We start from the raw sequence: 25,482 nt of genomic DNA, 5'->3' as shown, positions 1-25,482 counted from the left end.
ACCCGCCCGCTCAATCGAGCGGGTTTTTTTACGTCCGGGAGGCGTAATGAGCGAAGAAATCAAAAATTTTTGGGAAACGATTGGGCTGCTGTTTGTGGTGGCCGCCATTGTGCCGGTCGCGCGGGCGCTGGCGACGGGCGCGGCGCCGAATTGGAAAGTGTTGCTCGGGCGCGCGGTGCTGAACGGCGTGCTGGGCATGACGGCACTGGCACTGCTGCTGTGGTTTGCTGCGCCATCACTCGCCCTGGTGGGGGTGGCTTGTGGGCTGGGCACGCTGGGTCAGTCTGGGGTCGAGCACTGGGCCCGGCTGTTTCTGGAAAAAAAAGGTTGGATCAACAAGAGGACAAGTGATGAGCAAGCTGAGTGATGCAGCATTAAAGCTGGCCGTGGCCGACGAGGGTAAGGGCGAAGTGCCCAAGGGCAGCAATTGGGGTGATTACGTCAAAGGTCTGCTGGCCGCGGTGGGGGTTGGTTTTCCGGCGGCGTGGTGCGCGGCTTTCGTGTACGCAAAATTTATGCAGGCGGCCAGCCAGCTCAAGATCAGCAACCCCGTGCCGCGTACTGGCGGCGTGTTAGCGATGTGGAACCAAGCCAAGGCTCATCGCGTGCAAGGTGCGCCACAGGCGGGTGATGTATTCATTATGGATTTTGGCGGCGGCAAGGGGCATACCGGCATTGTGGAAGCCGTGATCGGGATTTATGTCTTCACCATCGAAGGCAATACCAACGATGAGGGCTCACGCGAGGGCTTTGAAGTGGCGCGGCGCAAGCGAAAGATCGCCGATTGCAAGGGCTTCTTGCGGTTTTAACTCACAAAGCCAGTGGATAACTTTGCCCGCTGCATCGCAGCACCCGCGTAGGGCTTGGCGTCTATTGGCTTGCTTAAAAAGGTATCGAACGAATGTTCAAGATCAGCCTTATTCCCACGCCGTACAAAATCCTGCTCGGTGTAGGCCTGCTCGTCGCTGCTGCATTGGGCGGTGCGTGGCTGGGTTCGACGCAGACAGAAAAAAGCTGGCAGCTCAAAGACACCAAGCGCATCGCGGCTGAGCAGCAAGCCCGGCTAGACGCCCAAGCCGCGCAGCGCACGCGGGACAAGCTGCAGGCCAGCAAAGCGGCCGCGCTTGATGCCCAACATCAGAAGGAAATGACCGATGCACAGACCGAAATCGACAAACTGCTGCGTGATGCTCGCACTCGTGCTGTGCGGCTGTATGCAAAACCCGCAAAGCCCGCCACCCTCGGCGCCTTCGATTCAGCCGCCGCCAGCAGCGTTAATGCAGAAGCGCGATGCGAACTTGACGGCGAGACTTCTGCAGACCTTATCAGCATCACGGCCGACGGCGACATCGCCATCCGGCAACTGACCGCATTGCAAGACTACGTTTCAATCATTACAGGGGCAGCACCATGAGCTATCCAGGCTACTTATTTAATCTCGGCACGCGCACTGCAATCGGTATTGCCGATGGTGGTGGCACGCCCACGCGCATCGATGTGCCGGTCAATTTTTGGGTGATTGCATCGGCATCAGGCGCGCTCTCAGCCACAGTCGATATTCTGGTCTCGCCCGACGGCGATCCGGCCAAAGAAGTGTCGATTCTGCCTGCGCCGCTGGCTCTGAGCGGTTCAAATGTTGTTGAATCCTACAGCGAAAAAGTCACGCTCAGCGGCTTTTATCGCTTCAGTGTCACCGCCATCGGCGCGGGCACAACCGTCAACGTGCAGGCGCGGGTGTAATCATGGGGTTCCCGATCAAGCCGGGCTTTCCCATTAACAAAGGCTTCGCAATCAAACCGGGCTTTGCGGTGAATAAAGGCTTTGCCGTTGATCCCGCCGCCGCATTAAAAACCAGCTTGCTCGCCCAGGCTCTGGCCGTGGTGCAGCAAAAGCAGGGCAGCTTGTGGGTGCCCAGCCCGCAGTACAACTTTGTCGAGTCAAATGGGACTGGTGCATCGGCTGCAGATACGCCGCTCGGATTCGCGACCGATCTGAATGGTTTGCGACCGATGACGCAAGCCACTTCGGCCAACAAAGCCATGCTGCGGCGTGTTCCGCTGCGCCTAGGCCCAGAGCTGGTGACGAATGGCGATTTTTCGGCGGGTTCGGCGGGGTGGGCTTTGCAATCCGGTTTTTCAGTGGGTGTTGGTGTGTTGTCGATAGCTAACCCAGCGAGCGGAAATTACGCAAACCAAACGGTCGGAATAGTGAACAGCAAACATTACCTAGTCACTTATGAGATTAAAAACTATGTAAGCGGGATCGTTCGTGTGAATCTGGGTCGCATGGGGGCTACCGTCGGTGCTAGTCGTACCGCGACTGGTGTTTACTCTGAAGTTTTAGTCGCGGCAGGCACATTTCAAGAAATCGTTGTTCAGGCTAATGCGGCGTCTACTGTGGCTGATGTAGACGGCATCAGCGTCCGCGAGGTATTGGAATGGACGTGGGCGTGGGATTTTGACGGCGCAAACGACTCAATCGCTACGGCTACGTTGCCAGCGGTGGCGGCTGAGTCGATGATTGTTGCGAAGGATTTTGATAAGCAAGCTGTTTCTGGCCACATTATGTCCAAGGGTGTTGGCAGCAACGGAATGACTGTTTACACCGACCCAACTGCTTTCTGCGGCGTCGCGACGGGAACTGGGGCGGGGCAAGTGTATGGTGGTGGCATGCTCCGCAATTCTATTCTGAGCGCGGTAGCGGCCACTGGTTTGCGCAAAGTCAGAGAGAATGGGGCAACAATCAGAAATGCGTCCGATGTGTATAGCTCGTTGATCAGGCCTTTGTCGATTGGAGCAAATAACAGCGGCTTGAGCCCCGCAAAAGGCTTAGTTTTCGGCGCTGCTTACTTCCCCGCCGCACTCACCGACGCCGAGTGCCTGATCATCGAGCGCTATCTTGCCAGCCTGACTCCGGGGGTGACGTTATGAGCTACACCGCGAGCATCAAGCTGACCGCGCCGACGTCACTGACGGAAATCTGCGCCAAGATCGGCAAGGCTTTCGACCCAGACACGGGTGGGGAGTATAGCTTCTATGCCGTTTACCCCGTTGGCCACAGCGGGGATACCCCATTGCCTGCCGTGCAAATCCAGACGCAGTTCTACGCCGTGCCGGAGTTTGCCGCGTCACTGCCGTATCTACTAGCCGACCCCGAGCTGCTGCACGCCAGCTGCGAGCTCGACTACTCGCGCCGCTGGCCGGAGCTGACCGCGCCCACGTTGACCGAGTGCCAGGCTTTCTGCGCACAAACGAATTTGGAGGTGGACGATGGTCACGATCACCCCGTTTGAATTTAGCTTACTGCTCTTCTTCGCCTTCGCGCTCGGCCAGATGTTTTTCTTCTGGCTGGTGTTTGTGGTGCCGAGCCGACGGGATTGCGCCTGCGTGAGCCGACTCGAATAACCCAGCCGCCTTCGGGCGGTTTTTTTGTCACAAGGAATTGCTATGGCTGAAAAGCTCACCGATGCGCAAAAGCGTGTCGTTCAATTTTGGAACAATCTGGCCGAGTACCCGCTGATTTTGGATGTTGCGAAGGCGCTGGGGGTGACGCGGCAATCACTGGATGCTTCGCGTAACCGCATCAAGGCCGTTGACCCCAAGGCTTTGATTGATCGCCCGCGAGTGGCGCCCCAGCCCAAAAAGCCTGCGGTCAATGATGCTGCCCAGCCCGCTGCGGGCGGCAAACCGGATGCGGCGGCGGTCGATCCCGAGGTGCGCACGCTGCGCGCACAGATCAAGGCGATGCAGGCCGAAACGCTGGATGCCGAATTCATCAAGCGCAAGATTCTGCAGCTGGCAGAAACCAAATTCGAGCTGCCCAAGTGGCTGATCGACCCGCAAATCGAGGAGGGCAGCTTGGGTGTGCCCACGCTGTTTGCCTCCGACTGGCACTGGGCCGAAGTGGTTGACCCGCGCCAGATCAACGGCTGCAACGAATACAACCTCGAAATCGCCCACCGCCGCGCCAAAGCGCTGATCGAAAAAACCATCGGCCTGCTGCGCAACGAATTCACCCGCCCATGCCATCCGGGCATTGTGTTCGCGCTGGGCGGTGACATGGTTTCTGGTGACATTCACGACGAGCTGCAGGCGACGAATCAAATCGAAATCATGCCGACGGTGGATGATCTGATCGGCGTGCTGGCGTGGTGTATCAAGACGCTGGCCGACGAATTCGGCGCGGTGTTCGTGCCGTGTGTGTCCGGCAATCATGGCCGCAATACGCACAAAATCCGCGCCAAGGGGCGCAACTTCACGTCATTCGACTGGCTCACGTATGTGATGCTGGCGCGGCTTTTCGAGAACGACAGCCGCGTCACGTTCTACATTCCCGACGGCCCTGATGCGTATTACCGTGTATTTGGCACTCGTTACCTATTAACCCACGGCGATCAATTCCGGGGTGGTGATGGCATGATCGGCGCGCTGGGCCCGATCCTGCGCGGCGACCACAAAAAGCGCGGCCGCAATGGTCAAATCGACATGGCCTACGATGTGATGCTGCTCGGCCACTGGCACCAGTACATCCATCACCAGCGCGTGATCGTCAACGGCTCGCTCAAAGGCTACGACGAATACGCCTTTGCCAATAACTTCGGCTTTGAACGCGCCCGCCAAGCGCTCTGGCTCACTCACCCCAAGCACGGCATTACGTTTCCTTTCGCGGTGAACGTGGACGACGACCAGGCTGAGATCGTGACGGACTGGGTGAGCGTGCCGGATGCGCAGGCGGCTTAATTATTTGGAGGCTGTGATTTTGGGCAAAAATAAACCCGCAATAGCGGGTTTATTTCTTATTAGGCCGTTCGACTTAGTGCTTTCAAGGCCGATTCAACCAAAAACGCTGATCGTTTCCCTTTGCCTACGTTCTGATCAATGGTCGCCAATACCCAGCGCGGCATAGTGATATTCACGCGCTCAACCTGGGCATCAAGTTTCGACATGTCGATATCGACCACCGCCCAGATTGCCCCTGCAAAGTCGGGATTTTGCTGATGGGTTTCAATATCGGCAGGCAAGGCCGGCATAGGCATGTTTTCCTGCAGCAGCGTGGATAAATGCAGCAAAATTGCCTCTTTGGCGCTGTCCATTGCCTCATCCAGTGTGTCGCCGCCAGAAAAGCAGCCGGGCACATCCGGCACCGTTACGCCGTAGCTGCTGTCTGGATCTTTGTGTATTGCGATCGGATATTTCATGGTGTTCCCGATGAGATTTAAAACCCTGCTAGGACAACCGGCTTTCGCCGGTCTCCTATTTTAATCCTGCTTTTTTCCGGTGTTGGTTCAGTGTTCCGGTGGGGATGTCCTTTTGAGGATGTTTCACTGTAACCAACTCTTTGAAATCAGGGTGCTTGAAAGTTTGGTGGCTGCCTTTACTACTCACTAACTGCCACCCGTTTGCTTTCAGTATTTTGATCAGGGTTGTTGAATCCATCCGGCCTCTCTGTGTTTGTTGTTGATGTATGTATTATACACATCAATACACATTAAGCAAGAAAAAATACACATCAGTGTGTATCTTTAGGGTTTGATTTGGCGAGCGTTATCGAGATAATCAGCCCATTTTTGCAGCATGTCGCGGCGCTCGGGCATGTACTCGGCGTGGTTGTAGGCCGCTTTGACCCGGTTGCGCTCTAAGTGGGCCAGCTGGCGCTCGATGATGTCGCTATTGATGCCTTGGCCGTGCAAGATGGTTGAGGCGGTGGCGCGAAAGCCGTGCCCGGTGGCGCGGCCTTGGTAGCCCATCATTTGAATCACGCGCAGCAGCGTGGTAGAGGTGATGCAGGCATCAGCGCGGCGCATATTCGGAAATAAATATGGGCTACCGTGCCTAAAATGAACTGCTTTGATTTGCTCGATGACGTCCAGTGCTTGGGTGGATAGTGGCACGATATGCGGGCTGCGCATTTTCATTTTTTCAGCTGGTATCGTCCACGTCTTCGCCTCGAAATTAAATTCACTCCATTCGGCCATCCGCAGCTCTTGGGTGCGCACCATGGTGAGCATCAGCAGCTTGATCGCAAGGCCGGTGAGGCCGTAGCCTTGGTACTGGTCGAGTTTGCGCAGAAAATCAGGCAGCTCGTTGGCGTCTAAATGGGCGTGATGTTTGGGCGGCGGCATGCGAATCGCGCCACGCAGGGCGTAGGTGGGGTCTGCGTCGCAGCGTAGTGTGGCAATCGCGTAGCGGAAAATCCCGCCCGCCCACTGGCGTACCAGCACTGCTATCGACTTTGCGCCACGCTCTTCGATTTTGCGGATGCAGCCTAGAATGTGCGCGCTGCTGACTTCCTTAATCGGCATATCGCCCACATGATTAAGCAGGTCGCGATCTAGGAATGTATTTACCTGGCGCAGGTAAGTTGGGCTCCAATGTGGCTTATTTTCCTCGATCCACTCTGCAGCGATTTCGCGCATCGTGTTCGATTTTTCGACTTTCTCGATCAGCAGCGCCGCTTTCTTTTCTTTGTTGGCGTTCAGGCCTTTAGCTGCCGACTCTTTGACTTTATCGCGCTCTTTGCGCGCTGCAGATAGCCCCATCTCTGGATACTCGCCCAGCGTGGCCAGCGATTCTTTACCGCTAATCCAAAAACGGCAGCGCCAGATTTTGGCGCCAGTCGTGCGGACATCGAGATAGAGCCCGTCTGCGTCGGTTAGCCGATAGGCTTTTTCTTTCGGCTTGGCACTGCGGATTTTTAAGTCGGTTAAAGCCATGGTGACCGTGTAAATTTTGAGCTAAAGCGTTACACGGTGGTTTACACGGTTACGCTATGGCTATAGATGGATTTGACCGCACTATGATGCACATATCGAACATGGGAAGGCAAGGAAAATAAGGCTTTTCGGTCATGCACGGGATTCGCCGGACGACAATCATATTTGTCGATCATCAGTAGCATAGGTGGCGTAACCCTTTGATTTTATGGTGTGTGTCGTATTGCGCCGCCAAATGATCCCCGCTTTGATTCCCGTTGCTGATGCCGGGCGTGGTGTCGGTGCAGACGGCACCGTTGATGCGGGTAAATTATGGCGTGTTGCCGCCAATGCGTCCAGCAAAACGCAGGCTGGCCGGGCGTGGGCGCTGCAGCTTAGGGGGTGGATTGCTGACGCGTGCAAAGCAAAAAGCCCTGACGAGTCAGGGCTTTTTGCAGGGCAATCTGGCGGAGAGAGGGGGATTCGAACCCCCGATAGGCTATTAACCTATACACGCTTTCCAGGCGTGCGACTTAAACCACTCATCCATCTCTCCGCGAAGGGAGGTCGCATGATACGCAGCACGGGCTGTTTTTACAAGCCCTGCGCCGCTGGCTGATTGCCCAGTCATGATGGCCTAGTAAATAAAGCGCGGCTGCATTTCTGCGAGTTGCAGCTCGGCCAGGATGTGCTCCATGCGTTCTTTGGCTTGCTTGCGCGGGGCGTTCGGGCTTTTGCTGGCGATAATCAGCTCATTTTTCATCGAATGCTCCCAGCCGACCAGCTCGGTGACGGTGACCTGATAGCCTTTCGATTGCAGCAGCAGGCAGCGTAAAACATTGGTGATCTGGCTGCCAAATTCGCGAGTGTGGATGGGGTGGCGCCAGATTTCGGCCAGTGGCGTTTGTGCCAGCGATTTGGCCTTGTGTTTGCGCAGTACGCTGGCCACTTCGGCCTGACAGCACGGTACCAGTACCATATGGCGGGCGTCTTTTTCCAGCCCGAAACGGATGGCGTCATCGGTGGCGGTGTCGCAGGCATGCAGCGCGGTCACAATATCAATCTGTGCGGGCATCTCGCGCGCTGCGGCGGCGTTTTCAACCAGCATGTCCAGAAAAGTCATCCGTTCAAAACCGCATTGCTGTGCCAGCTCGCGCGATTTTTGCACCAGTTCGGCCCGAAATTCGGTGCCATAGATATGCCCGGCGCTGCGAGCTTTGAAAAACAGATCGTAAATAATAAAGCCCAGGTACGATTTGCCCGCGCCGTGATCGACCAGTGTGATGTGCTCGTGCTGGGTGAGCACTTCATTGAGCAGCGGCTCGATAAAGTTGAACAGATGGTAAACCTGCTTGAGCTTGCGGCGGCTGTCCTGATTGAGTTTGCCGTCGCGCGTCAGGATGTGCAGGGCTTTGAGTAGCTCGATGGATTGGCCGGGGCGGATGTCTGGAATGGTTGTCATGGTGTTGATGTCGGGTATTGTCCCCTAGGCCAATTGGCGTATGGTCTGTGGGGAGATACCTGACTATGTATCCTGTGTTGAAAATGATCCTGCGCAGTGTTTCGTGCTTCGCGCTGTGCGCCGTAAATATTGCCAATTGGCCGCCGGAGCCGGAACTTGCGCCGCGGTATTCCGGTCTGTTGGCAGGGTATTTTGCCGCGCCAGCTGTGCAGACACGCCAGTGTGAACTGGATTACAATTGCAGCCCTATTGGGCACCCGGCAGAAATACTGAATATCGCAGTAAGTGTTTGTTGGGTAAGGGAAATTCGCGTTTCCTGCCAACTCTGTTAGTCTACCGCAAAGTTGTAATCGAGAACCTGCATGACGCCTATTTTACCGCAAAGCGCCGCATCCCACGCCCGGGATTTGTCTTCTGTTTCACGCCCGCGCCGTTTCGCCGCCTGGCAGCGTCAGCATCTGCAATGGTTAGCCGCCGCACTGATTCTACCGCTGGGTATGACGCTAACGGCCTATGGCGTCGTTGAGTTTGGCCCGCAAACGCAGGCCAATATCAGCGTCGTAAGCGAAACACTGGCCACGCCGGTGTTGAGTACGCAGACCGAAGCAATCAGCCCGCGCAGCCATCTGGAAGTCATTCGCAGCGGCGACACCATTGGCCGGGTGCTGGCGCGAATGGGGGTGGTCGATAGCCAGCTGCAGCAATTTATCAAAAGCGACGAGACTGCGCGCAAGCTGTATGAGCTCAGCCCGGGGCGCATTTTGCATGCCAGCAGCAATGCGGTCGGCGATGTGAGCCAGTTGAGCTATGTCACCAATGACGGTGAAGAAGTGCAGATCGTGCGCGAGGGTGATTACCTCAGCGCCAGCAGTGGTCCGGTGAGCACGCAAACACAGACGGTGATGAAATCCGGCCGGATCAATAGCTCCTTCTTTGCCGCGACCGATGCTGCCGATATACCCGATGCCATTACGCAGCAGCTGATTGATCTATTTGCCAGCCGGGTTGATTTTCACCATAAATTGCAAAAGGGCGATCAGTTTTCGGTGATTTACGAAACCGAGGTGCATCAGGGCAGCATGATCAAGCCGGGGCGGATTATCGCTGCGCAGTTTATTAATAAGGGCAATGTGCATGAGGCGATGTGGTTTGCCGATGGCAAGGGCGGCGGTGATTATTACGCGCTCGATGGCAGCAGCCTCAAGCAGGGTTTTATCAGCACGCCAGTTAAGTTCTCGCGCATCAGCTCGGGCTTTGCCATGCGCTTTCATCCGGTGCTCTTTACGTGGAAGCAGCATCGCGGCGTGGATTATGCCGCGCCTACTGGCACCGAAGTGCAGGCCACCGCCGATGGCGTGATTAGCCGTCTGGCAACTGACGCGGGCTATGGCAACTTTATCGAGATCAAGCACGACGGCAAATACAGCACGCTGTATGGGCATTTGTCGGCCTTTGCCAAAGGTTTGAAAGAAGGACAGGCTGTGAGCCAGGGCCAGGTGATTGGCGCCGTGGGACAAACTGGCCGCGCCACTGGCCCGCATCTGCATTACGAATTCAAAATCAATGGTGAGCAGGTCGACCCGCTCACTGTTGCGTTGCCACAAGGCAAAAAACTGTCTGTGCCCGAACTGCAAGTCTTTGCGCCGCTGGCGCGCAGCATGAAACGTCAACTTTCTCTGGCAGGACAGGTAGAATTGGCGCAACTTGAATAAGGCCATTAGGCCAAGGCGCACCATGACGATTGCAAAGCAGCCCAGCTATTTTATCGGCTTGATGACGGGCACCAGCCTGGATGGTATTGACGCGGTACTGGTCGATTTTTCTGTGCAGCCAGCGCGGCTGATCGCCAGTCACAGCATGCCCATGCCGGCCGATTTGCGCGCCAGCCTGCTGCAATTGCAATCAGCCTCGCCCAACGAGCTGCATCTGGCGCAGTTAGCGGCCAACGCGCATAGCACCGCGAGTGCTGAAGTGGTGGTCCGTTTGCTTGATCAGTGCGGTGTATCAGCCGCTGAAGTGCAGGCGATTGGCAATCATGGACAGACCATTCGCCACCGGCCCGAGCTGGGGTATACGCTACAAATCGGCAACCACGCTTTGCTGGCGGAATATACCGGCATAGAGGTGATCGGCGATTTTCGCAGCCGCGATGTGGCCGCCGGCGGGCAGGGCGCACCGCTGGTGCCAGCATTCCATGCCGATCTGTTCGCTGCGCCAGCCATCAACCGGGTGGTGCTCAATATTGGCGGCATTGCCAATCTAAGCTGGCTGGGCGCTGATGGTCTGGTCAGCGGTTTTGATAGTGGCCCGGGCAATGTATTGCTCGATTTGTGGATCGACCGCCATCAATCCCGCCCCTACGATGCGCTGGGGGCTTGGGCGCAGTCGGGCAAAGTGCAGACGGCCTTGCTGGCGCAATTCTTGACCGAACCCTATTTTGCACTGCCCGCACCCAAATCGACCGGGCGCGACCTGTTTCACGCGCAATGGCTGGATGCGCAACTGGCCTGCATGGGGGCAGCGCTTGATCCGGCGGACGTGCAGGCCACTTTATGCGAGCTGACCGCGATCAGTATTGCCCGCGCTATCGCCCAACTGGGCAAGGCCGACGAGGTCTTTGTCTGTGGCGGTGGCGCGTACAATCTGCACCTGATGCAGCGGTTGAATGTGCATCTGCCTTGCCGCGCACAAAGTACAGCGATATTGGGTCTGGATCCGTCCTGGGTGGAAGCGTTTGCTTTTGCCTGGCTGGCAATGCGCTGCAAGGCGGGGCTCAGCGGCAATCTGCCTGCAGTCACTGGTGCACGCGGCGAGCGCGTGCTCGGTGCCATCTATCCGCGCTAACGGATTTGTAAGCGGAGACTGGGTGCTCTTTCTTTGGCAGATTTAGATTTGCGCACAAATCCTTGCCTTTGGTATTGCCTTGAAGGTCAATCTAAATAATGGCAGTAGAGTAATACCCCCGTTTATTTGGCGAGAATTCGAATGCTTGTCGAATGGGTGATCCATCACTGTCGCTACGCCTGTGCTCACTTTCTCATTGCTGCAATGGCGCGATTGCCAGCGCGCTGAACAGCAATTGCAGTAATATGTATGCAAAATACGAGTTCGTTGGCGAGGATGTGATGCGGCTGAATGTGTTTACCGATTATTGTCTGCGCACCTTGATTTATGTGGCCATCAAGGACGGTGGCGTGGTGACGCGAGGTGAGATTGCCCAGGCCTATGCCATCTCGGACAATCACCTGATGAAGGTGGTCAATTTTCTGTCCCGGCAGGGCTTTATCGATACCATGCGCGGCAAAGGCGGCGGAATGCGGCTGGCGCGCCCGGCAACGCAAATCGGCGTGGGTGCTCTGGTGCGCCTGTGCGAGGCCGACAGCCCGATGGTCGAGTGCTTTGACCGCGAGCACAATCATTGCAATATCGTCAGCGTTTGCAGGCTCAAGCATGTTTTGCACGAAGCGCTGCAAGCCATGTATGCGGTACTCGATCGCTACACGCTGGCCGATCTGGTCAATAAGCCTGATGAACTTAACGCCATTTTTGCCATTACGCTGCGTCCGGCTGGCGCTGCGATGACCGAGCAATAAGGCTGCCGGCGATCGCTGCCAGCGGCCATTTCGTCCCATCCAGTTTCATTCAGGCCATGCGCTAAATAGCGCGGAACGCTGCCAAAGCGGCTGGCATGAATTGCTGGTGTTGGCTGATGCTATTTCAGTTTGCGCCTCTGCTGTATTCCCTTGGAGGTAGATGGGCCTTGTGTCCGAGTTTTAACATGTATTTTGTTTGCATATTATTAAAATATGCATGTAATATGCACATTAACAGCTGGAGTGCTTTTCCCACCTTCATGGAGCAACATCATGCAAAAAACGCGCAACCTCTGGCGCTGGCTTGCGATTGTGTTTTTCCTGTCTTTTGCCGCCTTGGGCTGGCTGGGCAGGGAGATCTATCTCGAAAAACCGCCGATTCCGCAGCAAATTGTCAGCAGTAGCGGCAAACTGCTGTATACCGCTGAGCAAATCCAGCGTGGTCAGCAAGCCTGGCTGTCCGCAGGTGGACAGCAAGTGGGTTCAGTCTGGGGGCATGGCAGCTATCTGGCGCCGGACTGGTCGGCCGACTGGTTGCATCGTGAAGTATTGGCGCTGCGCAATCTCTGGGCGCAGCAGCAGTTCAGGAAAAACTACGCGCAATTAAGCCGCGAAGAGCAGGCGCCAATTGATGTGCGCGTGGTATCGGTGATGCGCAGCAATACCTACGACGCAGCCACAGACACGGTGACGATACAGGCTGATCGTGCCGTGGCCATGGCGCAGGTAGCGCAGCACTATGAAAGCCTGTTTGGCACCGATCCGGCGCAGGATAAATTGCGCGAGCAGTACGCAATGATTGCTGGCTCGATTAAAGATGCCGACGATCTGAAAGCCCTCCCGGCGTTTTTCTTCTGGTCGGCGTGGGCGGCAGCCACCGATCGCCCCGGCGCTTCCCATGTGTCATACACCAGCAACTGGCCGCATGAGCCGCTGGTGGGCAATACGCCAACCACGGGAACCGGCCTGTGGTCGATTGCCAGTGTGATTCTGCTGATTGCCGGGATTGCAGCCATGGTGCTGTTTCACAATATGCAGCGGGGCGAAGAAGCCGCAGTCTGCCCTGAGCAAGACCCGCTGATCAACTTGCAACTCACGCCATCAATGAAGGCCACGTTCAAGTACTTTTATGTCGTGATTGGCTTGCTGCTGGCGCAGGTCGGCATGGGGATTGTTTCGGCGCATTACCAGGTGGAAGGTGGCAGCTTCTTCGGTATTCCGCTCGCTGAAACCTTGCCGTTTACAGTGAGCCGTACGATTCATACCCAGCTCGGCGTGCTGTGGATTGCCACCGCCTGGCTGGCGACGGGCTTGTTCCTCGCCCCCGTGCTGGGTGGCAAAGAGCCCAAATTTCAAAAGCTCGGCACCGATGCGCTGTTTTACGCCTTGCTGCTGATTGTGGTGGGCTCGATTGCCACCGGCTGGATCGGCACGCTACAACGCCTGGGCACTGAATACAGCTTCTGGCTGGGTAATCAGGGGCTGGAATACACCAGCATGGGTCGCGTGTGGCAAATCTTGCTGTTTATCGGTCTGTTGATCTGGGCAACGCTGCTGGGCCGTGGTCTGTGGCCTGCACTGCGTAAACCATCCGAGAGCCAGGGGCTGATCGCGATGGTGTTTATTTCTGCGGTGTGTATCGGTCTGTTCTACGCATCATCACTGGTTTGGGGGCAGAAAACGCATTACGCGATGATCGAATACTGGCGATGGTGGCTCGTTCACCTGTGGGTCGAAGGCTTCTTTGAAGTGTTTGCGACAGCCGTGATCGCCTTGCTGCTGAGCCGTCTGGGGCTTGTGCGCACTGCGTCGGCCAACCGCGCGATTGTGCTGGAAACCATCGTCTTTCTGTTCGGCGGCATTCTGGGCACTTTGCATCATCTGTATTTCACCGGTTCACCGACGTCGGTGATTGCCGTTGGCGCGATGTTCTCGGCGCTTGAAGTTGTTCCGCTGGCGCTGATTGCCGCTGAGGCCTATCACACTTATCGCCATACCCGGGCAACGCCGTGGGTGGCCAAATATCGTTGGGCGATTATGTGCTTTGTGGCGGTGGGTTTCTGGAATTGCGTCGGTGCTGGTCTGCTTGGTTTTGCCATTAATCCGCCGATTGCGCTGTACTACGTGCAGGGTCTGAATATGACCGCAGCCCACGGCCATGCCGCCTTGTTTGGCGTGTACGGCATGCTGGGGATTGGCTTGATGCTGTTCTGCCTGCGCAGTCTGGCACCGGCGGCGAAATGGAACGACAGTCTGCTCAAACCGGCTTTCTGGAGCATGAATATTGGCCTGTTTATGATGGTGTTCATGTCACTGCTGCCCGCCGGGATCTATCAGGCTGCGGCGAGTGTTGAGCATGGCCTGTGGTATGCGCGCTCGGCTGAGGTGATCCATTCATCGGTGATGGAAACGCTGGTGTGGCTGCGCGTGCCGGGTGACATTGTGTTTGCGGTGGGGGTGCTGTATCTGGCGCTGTTTGCGATTCGTTTGCTGGGGAAGGAGCGCAGTAAAACCGTAGCCGTGTCTGATACTCGGTTGGCTAAAAATCAGGCCTGATTAATCCATAGGGTATATGGCTGTAGACATTTTTAGCATTGCTCTACAGTCATATACCCATCAATAAAAGGAAATAGTATGTCTTCATGTGCAAGCTCTCACGTCACTCTGGATGGTGTCTATGGTTTTGATGCGCGTGGCGTTGCCAAGCGCTTTCGCCATGCGGCGATTTTTGGCGCGCTCGAATCGCTTTCCGAGGGCGAAACGATGCGCTTTGTGAACGATCACGATCCCTTGCCGCTGCTGGCGCAAATCGAGCAACGCTACGCGGGGCAAGTGAAAGCGACGTATTTGCAGCGTGATGCACAGGCGGTGGTGATTGATTTTTCCATCCATCCGGTACAAATTGCACCCGCTACGGGTGAAGGGTGCGGTAGCGGGGGTTGTGGCTGCAGCGGCCAGTAGTACGCTCAATAAGCCGCGCAGAACCGATCGGCGCTAAGCCTTGCTTGATGATCAAACAACAGCGGCGCCTAGGGCGCCGTTGCGGCATGGAGGGCGGATTCCGCTATTGATTCAGCGCACCTTCGACATCGCGGGCGGTATCACGGGCTGTATATTGAGCCAGCACGGCAATCATGTCCGATTGGGTAATCATGCCGACCAGCTCGCCGTCTGCCACCACCGGCAGATGGTGTACGCCGCCGTCGGAAAATAGCGGTACCAGTTCGAGCAAGGCCTGCTGGGGTGCTGCGGTGTGCACTGCGCTGGTCATCAGTTTGGACAAAGGCTGGCTGATTTGCTGGCTGGAACGCGCCTGCTGCGTGTGCGGGTCAACCATCAGGTCATGCAAAGTGACAATCCCGACCAGTTTTTCTGCACGGTCTACAACCGGCAGCGCCTGCACACGGTGAAAAGCAAGCTTGTGCCAGGCCTCGCTGCCGCTACTTTGCACGCCGATGCTGACGATGGAGCGGGACATCACGTCTGCGCAGCGCAGCGCACTCAGACTCTGTTCCCGGGCGTGGCGTTGCGCGTCCTGCAGGACGTGCTGCAAGTCTTGCGGGCTGATATCGAGTAACTGTTCCTGCTGTTCAAGCGCGTAGGCAATGTCTTCTTCGCGCATGCCCATCCGCTGACTGGGCAGCGGATCACTCGTGTGGTGTGGTGCTGGCGGTGGGGTGTAATTCGGGTAGCGTCGCCCGGCCAGCCGGCTATAGAGTAGTGCAATCAGCAGTAGCAGGGCTGAATTGATCGCGACCGGCGCCAGTACATACTGAAAAGCCAGTGCACTGATCTCGGGGCCACCAATAACGGCGCTCAAGGCCACTGCGCCGCCGGGCGGGTGCAGGCTACGCGTGAGCAGCATCACGGCTATCGCCAGCATGACGGCCACGCCCGAGGCCAGCGCCATATTGTCGATCAGCATGGCGCAACTCACGCCAACCAGCGCAGACAACGTGTTGCCGACGATCAGCGACCAGGGTTGCGCTAGTGGGCTGGCGGGGGCGGCAAATAACAGCACCGCCGATGCGCCCATCGGGGCAATCAGCCAGTGCGGCCGCACGCCCAGCAGCCATTGGCACAACAGCTCGGTACCGATCAGCCCCAGCGCCGCACCCAGCGCGCCAAGCAGGCATTCCTTGCGGTGAGTCGGAGGTAGGGCGGGTAGAAAGGCTTTGGGTGACATCAGCTTGGGCCGAAGATAAAACCGTCATCTTACAAGGCTTGCCGGTTTTTGCGCTGCGCATTGTAGGTAGCTGCGCTTGTGTTTGTGCAAGCGTGGCGGTGAGCTGGGTTATTGCCTCTGCCCGGCTATCCTGCTGCGGGTAGGGATACGGATCACGGTGAGCGCACCGATCAAGGCCACGATCAGTATGGAGACCTGAGCCAGTGGTTGACTCGACAGCTGCCAGATCGACAGGCCGGACATCAGCAGCATCAGGCCGATGGCCAGATATTTCAGCCGTAGCGGCAGGCTGCGGTGTTGCTCCCAATCTCGAATCAGTGCGCCACACCAGGGGTGATCGAGCAGGCGTTGGTGCAGACGATGCGAGCCTTTGGCAAAGCAATACGCCGCCAGCAGGATGAAAGGCGTCGTCGGCAGCCCCGGCAAAACTATACCGATCAGACCTAGTAGCAGCGCCAGCACGCCGCCGAGCGTAAACAGGATTTTATAGATCGGTTTCATAGCGATGACCTGTACCCAACAATGAGTGATGGCTAAAGCATAGCGCAAGCAGCACGGCGATGGCATGAATTTGCAGGTGATCATGGGGTATCTTGATTTAGACATTGATTCAACTGTAGTTTGGGCATATACCCATTGGCTCTATTCTGGGTGCTTGACGGCTGTTTTTTTCTTAACAGCCAGGCTGCAGGCGTGGATACATATCACCGCTATTTGCCAGCTTGGAATGACTATTTTATGCCTTGGATCAAATTAATTAACCTGATTGTCAGCAAAGAGCTTATTCATGTGCCTAAATAACTTTCGTGCGGCAATAAACATTGCACGCGGGGAAGCGGGTTTTTTCGTCGGGCTATCTTGGAGGTGTGCAATGTCTGGCACTCGGTCTATGAAGGTGTCAACCCAGCTGGGGCTGGGTTTTGGTGTGGTGATTGTATTGCTGCTGCTGATCGGGCTGATGTCGATTAACCGGCTCAATACACTCGATACGACGGTTGACAAGCTGGTGCATGATCGCTACCCCAAGGTGGTGACGACCTATGAGTTGATCAATACCATGAGTCAGGTCGCCATTAGCAATCGCAATATGCTGATTATGGCTAACGAACGTGATGTCCAGCAGCAGCTGGATCATGTTGCACAATACCGCGCTAAATTGAGCGCCGGTTTTGCCGAGCTGGAGAAAAACGCCAGCAATGAGCAAGAAAAAGACATGATCGCTAGCGTCCTCGAGGTCCGCGCAATGTATGTTCAAAATCTAGAGCGGTATCTGGATATGATCAGGGCAGGACAGAAAGAGCAGGCGGGGGTATTTATTACCGCAGATCTGGCTACAAGCTTCAAGGCTTATGTTGAAGCCTTGCAAAAGCTAATTGCCTATCAATCCCAGGCGATGAACACGGCGGGTGACGAAACTGAAAAAGTAGGTGAAACGGCCAAATGGCAGATTATGACACTGGGTTTGGTGGCTGTACTGCTGTCGGTGCTGGTCGCTTGGCTGATTGTACGGGTCTTGATGAAGCAGCTCGGCGGTGAGCCAGCTCAGGCCGCTGCGGTGGCGCTGGCAGTGGCTAATGGCCGTGTAGATAACCAGATTCCGCTGCAGGCGCAGGACAACTCCAGCGTGATGTACGCGATGAAGCACATGCAGGATGCCATCCGTGCCTTTATTGCCGAGCAGCAATTGATGGCCGATCAGCATGAGCAGGGCTGGATCAAGGTGCAGATGGATGCCAGCAAGTTTAATGGCCAGTTCGCCATGATGGCCGAGCAGATCAACAAGCTGGTCAATGCGCATATCGCCGTCAAAATGAAGGTCGTTCAGGTCATTAGCGAGTACGCGCGCGGCAATTTTCAGCCGGATATGGATAGGCTGCCTGGCGATAAAGCCCAGATTACCGAGGCGATTGATCAGGTCAAAGCGTCGCTACTGGCCATTAGCAACGACGTTAAGCTGCTGGCCGAGTCAGGCTCGCGCGGTGATTTCAGTCCGCGGGCTGATGCCAATAAATATCAGTTCATGTTCAAAGCCATGATTGACGATCTGAACCAGTTGATTGCCACCTGCGATCTGGGCTTTAACGACGTTTTGCGGGTGTCCAATGCGCTGGCAGCGGGTGATCTGAGTCAGTCGATAACCAAAGAATACCCTGGCTTGTTTGGCGCTACCCGTCATGGGGTGAATGCAACGGTTGAGGCTTTGCGAAAAGTAGTGGCGCAAATCGAGCAGGTCGTCGAAGCCGCTGCCATGCAGGGGGATTTCAGCCGCAAAATCGATTTGAGTGACAAGCAAGGCTACACACGGCGTCTGTCAGAGCTGCTTAACCAGCTCTCCGAAGTCACCGACACTGGCTTGCGCGATGTGATGAGGATTGCCAATGCCCTGGCTGCTGGCGATTTGACGCAGAGCATCAGCAAGGATTATCCGGGCCTGTTTGGCGAAACCAAGCAAGGCGTCAATGCGACGGTGGAAAATCTGCAGCGTTTGGTGAGTGAGATTCAGTCTTCCGGCGCGTCGATTAACGCTGCGGCTAAAGAAATTTCACTCGGAAATAGTGACTTGTCACGCAGGACGGAAGCGCAGGCGGCCAGCCTTGAAGAAACCGCTTCCAGTATGGAAGAGCTGACCAGTACCGTGAAGCAGAATGCGGAAAATGCCATTGTAGCCAGCCAGCTGGCGCGTACTTCTTCTGATGTGGCAACCAAGGGTGGCGAGGTGGTGAGCAAGGTGGTTGAAACCATGAGCTCGATTAATGATTCCTCACGCAAGATTGTCGACATTATCAGCGTAATCGACGGTATCGCCTTTCAAACCAATATTCTGGCGCTCAATGCCGCTGTCGAGGCTGCGCGCGCAGGCGAGCAAGGGCGCGGGTTTGCGGTCGTGGCGGCCGAGGTTAGAAATCTGGCGCAACGCTCGGCACTGGCCGCCAAGGAAATCAAAAACCTGATTGGCGATTCGGTCTCCAAGGTTGAAGGTGGCGCCAAACTGGTTGCTGAAGCCGGGAGCACCATGAGCGAGATCGAGAGCAGTATCAAGCGCGTGACCGACATCATCGGCGAAATTTCGGCCGCGTCTGCCGAGCAAAGCGCCGGTATAGGCCAAGTTAATCAGGCGATTATCCAGATGGACGAAGTGACGCAGCAAAATGCAGCGCTAGTGGAAGAAGCTTCTGCCGCTGCCGAGTCGCTGGAAGAGCAGGCACAATTGCTGGCCGAAGCAGTCAGTGTCTTTAAATTAAACCACGCCCAGTCGATTACTTTACAAGGCCCCCGACCTGCCGTTTCTGGCAATCCCCATATCGCTCGCCTTGCGTCAATCAGCCAATCGAAGCCTCCTGCAAGCAAGAGAACTTCGGCATCACGCCCTGTACCGGTATCCTCGCAAGGTGCACTAGCGCGGCATACGGCTCAGGATGAACACTGGGAAGAGTTCTAATTGCTCGTCCTGATTGCTTGGTAAAGGGTAGGCCAGACCTAGGCTGACCTACCCGCCGGTTTATTGACCGCTATCGATGACGGCCCGTTCAAACAAGCCTTGCAAGGGACGGGCATTCATTGCAAATTCCCGTTTGAAGCGGCTGATTTGCTGGGCTGACAGATGAATGGGCTGCTTTAAAACAAACCAGCGTACGCCTTCAGAGCACGGCGGGGTGGTCAATGAGCCCATGAATGTCCAGTAGGCCCGATTGCCCGGCAGCAAGTTGGCTGCACTGTATTTGCTCTGGTCAAAAATCCGCGTTTCATAATGTTCTCCAGGCAATTTGGCCCAGAATTGCCGAATCAGTGCGTGCTCGCTCTTGCCCTGATTGATCAGGACAGCGACCACAGCCAGTTGGCCTGCATCATTTCTATGCACCATATGGGCAACCATAGGATAACGCTTGCCACCCACGGCCTCTTCGCTCGGTGTGTGAAAGTGAAATTGCAGCAATTGATATTTATCTTGGCCCACCATCAGAAAACTGCCCGGATCGTAATTGAGCTGTATCGTGTGGCCATTGTTCTGAATATTCAGTTTGCTGGGTTGGTAATCAAACTGCAGCTTATCAAGCGGCTGCGAATACACTTCATTGATATTGATAGGCGATTGCTGGGTGCCCGATTTGCACAAGGCAAATTCAGGCTTCATATTGCCCCAGTGTTCTGCACCTGTGCTGCCTTCGTAGCTCCAGTGAGATGGATCATGCGGCGCGGCATGCTTGGCTTTGCTATGGCTGACGCTGCTGGCCAGTGATAAACCGGGGAGTAAAAACACGCTGCTACAGAGTAGTGTGGCAAGGCGGAAGGTTGGCATGATGATTGGGCTCGGCTGTAAGTGGTACTGCATTTTAGTCATAACATCAGTGCTGTGAACTATTTCGGGCTCGCTCTTCGTATTTACTCGTTGAATCCACCCCCGAAAGCACTTTTTCAACGATATAATCGCCCAAAACTATTGAGGTCTGTTTGCGTGTGATCAATCCCATCTCAGGTCCGGCTTTTTCCGCAAGCTTGCCTTTTTGCTGGCAGGCGCAAGACGGCGGCGTACATGATTGCGGTAGTGATGAATGGGAGGCCATTCGTTACTTGCTGGTGCTGGCTGATTTTGAGCAAAACAGCGAATCCATTGAGCTGGCGCAAGCGAGGCAGGATTTACTCTTGCTCTGGCTGGCCAGAAGCCAGACTATGCAGCTGCCTGAAGCGCAGGCGCTGACGGTTGGTTTGTCCCAGCTGGCCTGGCAGGCGCGCACTGCGCCCCGGCTGGGTGAACAAGGGCTGGTTCGCTTGGCGTTTTCTAGCCGCTTTCCGCTGGTGCTGGGTATTGAGGCCAAAATCTGTGCGGTACAGCCTGATGAACAGGGTGCTTTGTGCATCGCCGAGCTGATCTTCAATAGCCCGCAGTTGCAAGACCAGTTTGAACAAACGGTATTTCGTTATCACCGGCGTGCCATTCAATTAGCGAAACAGACTCAACCATGAATTTGTCGTCATTGATTCCTGCTGACTGGCAAGCGCCACTTGCTCAAGCATTATCCCACCCCAAAATCGCCAGTCTGGAGCGCTATCTGGCGCAGGAAATCACTGAGCAGCAGGTTTTCCCGCCGCGTGAGTGCTGGTTTAATGCCTTGGCGAGCTTGTCACCCGCGCAGGTGAAAGTGGTTATTTTGGGGCAAGATCCATATCACGGCGCAGGCGAAGCGCACGGGCTGGCTTTTTCTGTGCCGCATGGCGTGAAAACTCCGCCGTCTTTGCGCAATATCTGGCAGGAGCTGGCGCGCGATTTTGGCCTGACGCCGCCGCAACACGGCAATCTGGCTGGCTGGGCAGAGCAGGGCGTTTTATTGCTCAATACCTCGCTGACCGTGCGTGCCGATTGTGCCGGTTCGCACGGCAAGCTGGGTTGGGAGGTGATTACCAATGCGATCATCGCGCATCTGGCACACACGCAGCGCAATCTTGTTTTTGTATTATGGGGCGCGCATGCGCAGAAGCGGGCAACCCTGATTGATGAATCGCAGCATTGCGTGCTCAAATCGGCGCATCCATCGCCTTTGTCGGCGTATCGGGGCTTTCTGGGCTGCGGCCATTTTTCTGCCGCAAATGCCTATCTGGCCGAACACAATAAAACCCCGGTTGACTGGGCTCGCGCTCATATCATCGGGCAGGCTTGAGGTAAGAGATGAATCTAATTGCTTTTGATATTGGTGGCACGCAAATCAAATACGGCATCGTGGATGAAGCCGGGCAGGTATTGTCTGCCGAATTGTGCGACACCCCCAAGCTGGGTGGTGGCGCGGGCTTGCTCAAGGTGCTGATTGCGCTGGCCGAGCCACTCAAGGCGGCCTACCAGCCCGCCGGGATCGCGATCAGCAGCTTTGGGCTGATTGACGCCAAAACTGGCGTCGTACTCGGCGCAGCCGAAGCGATAGCTGGCTATACCGGCACGCAAGTTAAAGCCGAGCTGGAAGCTGCCTTGCAATTGCCTGTGGCCATTGATAATGACGTCAATTGCGTTGCGATTGCCGAGGGCTGGCGTGGCGCGGCGCAAGGTGTGGAAAACTATATTGCCGTTGCCATCGGCACCGGCATTGGCGGCGGCATTGTGATTAATGATCGCATCTATCGTGGCCACCGTGCGGCGGCGGGTGAATGGGGTTATATGCTGGTCGATGGCCTGATCTGGGAAGACTACGCGTCAATGCGCGGCTTGCAGCACCGGGTACAGGTGCTGGATGCTGGCCGCTCGCTTGATGGTCGCGCTATTTTTGCCCTGTACGATCAGGGTGATGCGCAAATTAGCCAGGTTGTTGATCAATGGTTTGCTTTTCTGGCGACTGGGTTGGCCAATCTGATTTATGCGCTTAATCCGGAGCGACTGGTAATTGGCGGTGGAATTACCGCGCGTGGCCCGGTGTTTCTGGCTGAACTCAGTGCTGCAGTTGATAAGGTTTTGCTGCCCGATTTTAAAAACATGAGCCAGATCGTACTCGCTAGTGCGGGCAATCATGCCGGCATGATCGGCGCGGTGAAAAACTGGCTCAATACCTACCCTGCTGCGGTACGCTAAGCGGGTGCGGACAAGCCGTTTTATTGATTGAAATTATCTAGTGAGCCAATTTTGAAAATCATTCTGAATCACCTCGGTTTCGAACCGCGTGCCCGTAAAGCCGCCACTATTGATGCGCCTGCTGATGTATTGAATGGCAAGTCCTTCACCGTATATGACGCCAGCACGCGCCTGGCTGTGCATCGTGGCTCAATACTCCCGCAGGGTACTGTGGCCAACTGGACGCATGATGGCAAAAAACGCCATTACTGGCAGGCCGATTTTTCTGCGCTCGATACCGTGGGCGAATATTTTATTGCGGTTGACGAGATGCAGCCGCCGCTGGTGTCGAGCTCATTCAAAATCGCCGCGCATCTTCTGGGCGAGTTGCTGATTTCCGACATTGTGCATTACATCAAAGGCCAGCGCTGCACCGGTATTTTTGACGCCGCTGATCGGACTGCGCCGGTGGTCGAGTCGGACAAAGTACGCGATGTCCACGGTGGCTGGTACGACGCTTCGGGCGATGTGTCCAAATACATGTCGCATCTATCCTTTGCGCAGTACATGAATCCGCAGCAAACGCCGCAAGTCGTCTGGAATCTGATCGACGGTTTGCAGCAATTTCCAGCGCGCCCGGTCTGGATTGAAGACCATATCAAGCTGGATTTAATCCCTGATGACGCAGAAAAAATCGCCTTTTTTAATAAATGGTTTTACGAGCGCATTACCGATGAAGCCAGCCACGGCGCTGATTTCCTGCTGCGCATGCAGGATGACGCTGGCTTTTTCTATATGACGCAGTTCGACCAGTGGAGTAAAGATCCGGCGCGCCGCTCGCTGTGCGAATATAAAACCAATAAGGGCGATAAATACGCCTCGTATCAATCGGCGTATCGTCAGGGCGGCGGCGCAGCGATTGCAGCGCTGGCGCGCGCGTCAAGCCTGAATCGCGACGGCGAGTTTACCCGCGCAAACTATCTGGCTGGCGCCAAAAAAGGCTTTGCCGATCTGGAAAAAAATAACGTCGCTTACCTTGAAGACGGCGTTGAAAACATCATCGATGACTACTGTGCTTTGCTCGCCGCCAGTGAGTTGCTAGCCGCCAGCGGCGACGCGCAATATCAGGCCGCTGCCGAGCTGCGGGTGAAAAGCCTGCTCGCTCGCCAGCAAGCCGAGGGCTGGTTTGTTGCCGATCATGCAGGCCAGCGCAGCTTCTTCCACGCCGCAGAAGCGGGCTTGCCGTATATCGCGCTGATGCGCTTTATCGAAGTTTGCCCAAGCAGCGTATTGGTTGAGCAAATCAAAGCAGCGCTGCGCAAGGCATACGAGTATGAATTCAGAATTACCTTTGCTGAAGTGAATAACCCCTTTGGGTATCCGCGCCAATACGTTATGCAGCAAGGCGTACAGGGTAATACCCAGTTCTTTATTCCGCATGACAATGGTACAGGCTACTGGTGGCAGGGTGAGAATGCCCGGCTGGGCTCGATTGCCGCTGCGGCTGCGCGTGCGCAAGTGCTGTTTTCTGGTGAAACCGAGTTTGTTCAGCAATTAACTCGCTATGAGCAATCTGCGCTTGATTGGGTGCTGGGGAATAATCCGTTTGATGCCTGCATGCTGCAAGGCTGGGGCCGCAATAATCCACGTTACGAGCCGGGCTTCTTTAATGCGCCGGGCGGCGTCTGCAATGGCATTACCAGCGGACTGGACGATGAAACCGACATTGATTTCCGCCCAAGCGAGATTGCGACGATGGCCAATAGCTGGCGCTGGACCGAGCAGTGGATGCCGCACGCAGCGTGGCTTTACCTCGCCCTATGTACGCGGATTAAAACAACAGCAACTCTTTAAATAACCATCCAAACGTTCTTACGCAAGGCACGAAGTCGAAGACAGTACACTCGTACGTCGAGACGAAGTAACGATGCGTGAGGACTTTTGTCTTGCTACTTAGCAATAAGGATAAATCATGGCGATCATCGTTACCGGCGCAGCCGGTTTTATCGGCTCGAACATAATCAAGGCGCTCAATGAGCGCGGCGAAACCGACATTATTGCAGTCGACAATCTGACTCGCGGCGATAAATTCCGCAATCTGGCCGATCTGCAAATTGCGCACTACCTCGATAAGCACGACTTTATCGAAGAACTTGCCGCCGGTACGTTTGACGGCATGGTGACTGCCGTACTGCATCAGGGCGCTTGCTCGGACACGATGGAGCACAACGGCAAGTACATGATGGACAACAACTATCAGTACACGCTGAGCCTGTTTGAATGGTGTCAGGCCGAGGAAGTGCAGTTTCTCTATGCTTCGTCGGCAGCGACGTATGGCAATGGCGAAAACGGCTTTATCGAAACGCCCGATTGCGAGCAGCCGCTGAATGTTTATGGCTATTCAAAGCTGCTATTCGATCAGGTTTTGCGTCAGCGCATTGCCGCGGGCGAGATTACCGCACAAGTGGCCGGTTTCCGTTATTTCAACGTCTACGGCTCGCGTGAATGGCATAAAGAGCGCATGGCGTCGGTCGCTTTCCATCATTTCAATCAGTATCGGGCTAGCGGCAAAGTCAAATTATTCGGCGAATATAACGGCTACCCTGCGGGCGGCCACACGCGCGATTTCGTTTCGGTTGAAGACATTGTGAAGGTCAATCTGTGGTTTCTGGAAAATCCCGAAGTGTGTGGCATTTACAATGTTGGCACTGGCCGCTCGCAGCCGTTTAACGACATCGCAATTACCGCCGTCAATACGTGCCGCGCTGCCGAGGGCAAGCCGGCGCTCACGCTTGACGAAATGCTCGCGCAAGGCATTCTGGAATACACCGAGTTTCCCGAGGCCTTGAAAGGCAAATATCAGTGCTTTACCGAGGCCGATCTGACCCTGCTGCGCGAGGCCGGTTATCAGGACAAATTCCTGACGGTTGAAGAGGGCGTCAAACGCTACGTTGAAAGCCTGCTGGGTTTGCGCTAGAACGGTATTTTTGCGGCACCGCTCAGGGCTCAGGTGCTGAGAAA

Annotated in this window: 26 protein-coding genes and 1 tRNA gene; 19 read left to right on the top strand and 8 right to left on the bottom strand. The window is 55.7% G+C overall.

From position 1 onward, the window contains the following. Positions 1–46 precede the first annotated feature (46 nt). The 8 genes from FLS37_RS07710 to FLS37_RS07680 all read left to right on the top strand — a co-directional run bounded on the left by FLS37_RS07710 (position 47) and on the right by FLS37_RS07680 (position 4,739). Positions 47–367, top strand: a complete 321-nt coding sequence (locus tag FLS37_RS07710) for a phage holin family protein (protein ID WP_157669283.1) — start codon at positions 47–49, stop codon at positions 365–367. Then, positions 351–809: a CHAP domain-containing protein gene (locus FLS37_RS07705; RefSeq protein ID WP_157669282.1), complete on the top strand. Its 459-nt coding sequence runs from the start codon at positions 351–353 to the stop codon at positions 807–809. Before FLS37_RS07710 ends, FLS37_RS07705 begins: the two co-directional genes overlap by 17 nt. Before the next feature lie 92 nt (positions 810–901). Next, complete coding sequence (locus FLS37_RS07700; protein WP_157669281.1) at positions 902–1,414, top strand: lysis system i-spanin subunit Rz; 513 nt, start codon at positions 902–904, stop codon at positions 1,412–1,414. After that, complete coding sequence (locus tag FLS37_RS07695; protein WP_157669280.1) at positions 1,411–1,740, top strand: hypothetical protein; 330 nt, start codon at positions 1,411–1,413, stop codon at positions 1,738–1,740. Before FLS37_RS07700 ends, FLS37_RS07695 begins: the two co-directional genes overlap by 4 nt. 2 nt (positions 1,741–1,742) lie before the next feature. Then, on the top strand, positions 1,743–2,930 hold the full coding sequence (locus tag FLS37_RS07690) for a hypothetical protein (RefSeq protein ID WP_157669279.1): 1,188 nt from the start codon (positions 1,743–1,745) through the stop codon (positions 2,928–2,930). Beyond that, positions 2,927–3,292: a hypothetical protein gene (locus FLS37_RS07685; RefSeq protein WP_198314533.1), complete on the top strand. Its 366-nt coding sequence runs from the start codon at positions 2,927–2,929 to the stop codon at positions 3,290–3,292. Before FLS37_RS07690 ends, FLS37_RS07685 begins: the two co-directional genes overlap by 4 nt. After that, a complete protein-coding gene (locus tag FLS37_RS16980; protein WP_255446428.1) occupies positions 3,270–3,404 on the top strand; it encodes a hypothetical protein in 135 nt (44 codons plus the stop codon). The genes FLS37_RS07685 and FLS37_RS16980 overlap by 23 nt, the downstream gene beginning before the upstream one ends. 42 nt (positions 3,405–3,446) lie before the next feature. Beyond that, positions 3,447–4,739, top strand: coding sequence for a hypothetical protein (locus FLS37_RS07680; RefSeq protein WP_232522539.1), 1,293 nt, complete (start codon positions 3,447–3,449; stop codon positions 4,737–4,739). A 59-nt stretch (positions 4,740–4,798) separates the two neighbouring features. Here the strand turns inward: FLS37_RS07680 and FLS37_RS07675 are convergent, their stop codons facing one another. The 5 genes from FLS37_RS07675 to FLS37_RS07655 form a co-directional block, all read right to left on the bottom strand. Continuing rightward, positions 4,799–5,197 carry a type II toxin-antitoxin system HicB family antitoxin gene (locus tag FLS37_RS07675; RefSeq protein WP_157669277.1) on the bottom strand — a complete coding sequence of 133 codons (399 nt, stop codon included), beginning with the start codon at positions 5,195–5,197 and terminating at the stop codon, positions 4,799–4,801. A 55-nt stretch (positions 5,198–5,252) separates the two neighbouring features. Next, entirely contained in the window at positions 5,253–5,435 is a 183-nt protein-coding gene (locus FLS37_RS07670; protein ID WP_157669276.1) for a type II toxin-antitoxin system HicA family toxin, read from the bottom strand. Positions 5,436–5,521: 86 nt separating this feature from the next. Next, positions 5,522–6,712, bottom strand: a complete 1,191-nt coding sequence (locus tag FLS37_RS07665; protein ID WP_157669275.1) for an integrase arm-type DNA-binding domain-containing protein — start codon at positions 6,710–6,712, stop codon at positions 5,522–5,524. A 444-nt stretch (positions 6,713–7,156) separates the two neighbouring features. Continuing rightward, positions 7,157–7,247: transfer RNA gene (locus FLS37_RS07660), tRNA-Ser, on the bottom strand. 81 nt (positions 7,248–7,328) lie between these two features. Then, positions 7,329–8,153 carry an SAM-dependent methyltransferase gene (locus tag FLS37_RS07655; RefSeq protein ID WP_157669274.1) on the bottom strand — a complete coding sequence of 275 codons (825 nt, stop codon included), beginning with the start codon at positions 8,151–8,153 and terminating at the stop codon, positions 7,329–7,331. Between the two features lie 362 nt (positions 8,154–8,515). On the opposite strand from FLS37_RS07655, the gene FLS37_RS07650 reads away from it, so the two are divergent. The 5 genes from FLS37_RS07650 to FLS37_RS07630 all read left to right on the top strand — a co-directional run bounded on the left by FLS37_RS07650 (position 8,516) and on the right by FLS37_RS07630 (position 14,707). After that, on the top strand, positions 8,516–9,865 hold the full coding sequence (locus FLS37_RS07650; RefSeq protein WP_157669273.1) for a peptidoglycan DD-metalloendopeptidase family protein: 1,350 nt from the start codon (positions 8,516–8,518) through the stop codon (positions 9,863–9,865). A gap of 22 nt (positions 9,866–9,887) precedes the next feature. Further along, positions 9,888–10,997 (top strand): anhydro-N-acetylmuramic acid kinase, encoded by a 1,110-nt coding sequence (locus tag FLS37_RS07645; RefSeq protein WP_157669272.1) that lies wholly within the window; start codon positions 9,888–9,890, stop codon positions 10,995–10,997. Between the two features lie 152 nt (positions 10,998–11,149). Beyond that, complete coding sequence (locus FLS37_RS07640) at positions 11,150–11,746, top strand: Rrf2 family transcriptional regulator (protein WP_232522537.1); 597 nt, start codon at positions 11,150–11,152, stop codon at positions 11,744–11,746. A 273-nt stretch (positions 11,747–12,019) separates the two neighbouring features. Continuing rightward, on the top strand, positions 12,020–14,302 hold the full coding sequence (locus tag FLS37_RS07635; protein ID WP_157669271.1) for a nitric-oxide reductase large subunit: 2,283 nt from the start codon (positions 12,020–12,022) through the stop codon (positions 14,300–14,302). Between the two features lie 78 nt (positions 14,303–14,380). Beyond that, positions 14,381–14,707 carry a DUF2249 domain-containing protein gene (locus FLS37_RS07630; RefSeq protein ID WP_157669270.1) on the top strand — a complete coding sequence of 109 codons (327 nt, stop codon included), beginning with the start codon at positions 14,381–14,383 and terminating at the stop codon, positions 14,705–14,707. Positions 14,708–14,810: 103 nt separating this feature from the next. Here the strand turns inward: FLS37_RS07630 and FLS37_RS07625 are convergent, their stop codons facing one another. Together FLS37_RS07625 and FLS37_RS07620 are read right to left on the bottom strand one after the other, a co-directional pair. Beyond that, complete coding sequence (locus FLS37_RS07625) at positions 14,811–15,932, bottom strand: HPP family protein (protein WP_157669269.1); 1,122 nt, start codon at positions 15,930–15,932, stop codon at positions 14,811–14,813. 108 nt (positions 15,933–16,040) lie between these two features. Then, positions 16,041–16,433, bottom strand: coding sequence for a YbaN family protein (locus FLS37_RS07620; RefSeq protein ID WP_198314532.1), 393 nt, complete (start codon positions 16,431–16,433; stop codon positions 16,041–16,043). Positions 16,434–16,803: 370 nt separating this feature from the next. Between FLS37_RS07620 and FLS37_RS17140 the strand changes: the two genes are divergently transcribed. Beyond that, positions 16,804–19,371 (top strand): methyl-accepting chemotaxis protein, encoded by a 2,568-nt coding sequence (locus FLS37_RS17140; protein WP_198314531.1) that lies wholly within the window; start codon positions 16,804–16,806, stop codon positions 19,369–19,371. Positions 19,372–19,431: 60 nt separating this feature from the next. On the opposite strand, the gene FLS37_RS07610 is transcribed toward FLS37_RS17140, so the two are convergent. Continuing rightward, positions 19,432–20,271 carry a carbonic anhydrase gene (locus FLS37_RS07610; protein ID WP_157669267.1) on the bottom strand — a complete coding sequence of 280 codons (840 nt, stop codon included), beginning with the start codon at positions 20,269–20,271 and terminating at the stop codon, positions 19,432–19,434. Positions 20,272–20,387: 116 nt separating this feature from the next. On the opposite strand from FLS37_RS07610, the gene FLS37_RS07605 reads away from it, so the two are divergent. The 5 genes from FLS37_RS07605 (at position 20,388) to rfaD (ending at position 25,438) form a co-directional block, all read left to right on the top strand. Further along, a complete protein-coding gene (locus FLS37_RS07605) occupies positions 20,388–20,894 on the top strand; it encodes a hypothetical protein (RefSeq protein WP_157669266.1) in 507 nt (168 codons plus the stop codon). Further along, complete coding sequence (gene ung, locus FLS37_RS07600; RefSeq protein WP_157669265.1) at positions 20,891–21,586, top strand: uracil-DNA glycosylase; 696 nt, start codon at positions 20,891–20,893, stop codon at positions 21,584–21,586. The genes FLS37_RS07605 and ung overlap by 4 nt, the downstream gene beginning before the upstream one ends. A gap of 8 nt (positions 21,587–21,594) precedes the next feature. Continuing rightward, the gene (locus FLS37_RS07595) at positions 21,595–22,482 is read left to right on the top strand and encodes an ROK family protein (protein WP_157669264.1); all 888 of its coding nucleotides are present in this window, start codon (positions 21,595–21,597) and stop codon (positions 22,480–22,482) included. 51 nt (positions 22,483–22,533) lie between these two features. Next, the gene (locus tag FLS37_RS07590) at positions 22,534–24,315 is read left to right on the top strand and encodes a glycoside hydrolase family 9 protein (protein WP_157669368.1); all 1,782 of its coding nucleotides are present in this window, start codon (positions 22,534–22,536) and stop codon (positions 24,313–24,315) included. A 118-nt stretch (positions 24,316–24,433) separates the two neighbouring features. Further along, on the top strand, positions 24,434–25,438 hold the full coding sequence (gene rfaD / locus FLS37_RS07585) for an ADP-glyceromanno-heptose 6-epimerase (protein ID WP_157669263.1): 1,005 nt from the start codon (positions 24,434–24,436) through the stop codon (positions 25,436–25,438). Positions 25,439–25,482: the final 44 nt, after the last annotated feature.

The sequence above is a fragment of the Chitinibacter sp. GC72 genome (genome assembly GCF_009760905.1).
Taxonomy (GTDB): domain Bacteria; phylum Pseudomonadota; class Gammaproteobacteria; order Burkholderiales; family Chitinibacteraceae; genus Chitinibacter.
This window is presented reverse-complemented; position numbering and strand designations above follow the sequence as displayed.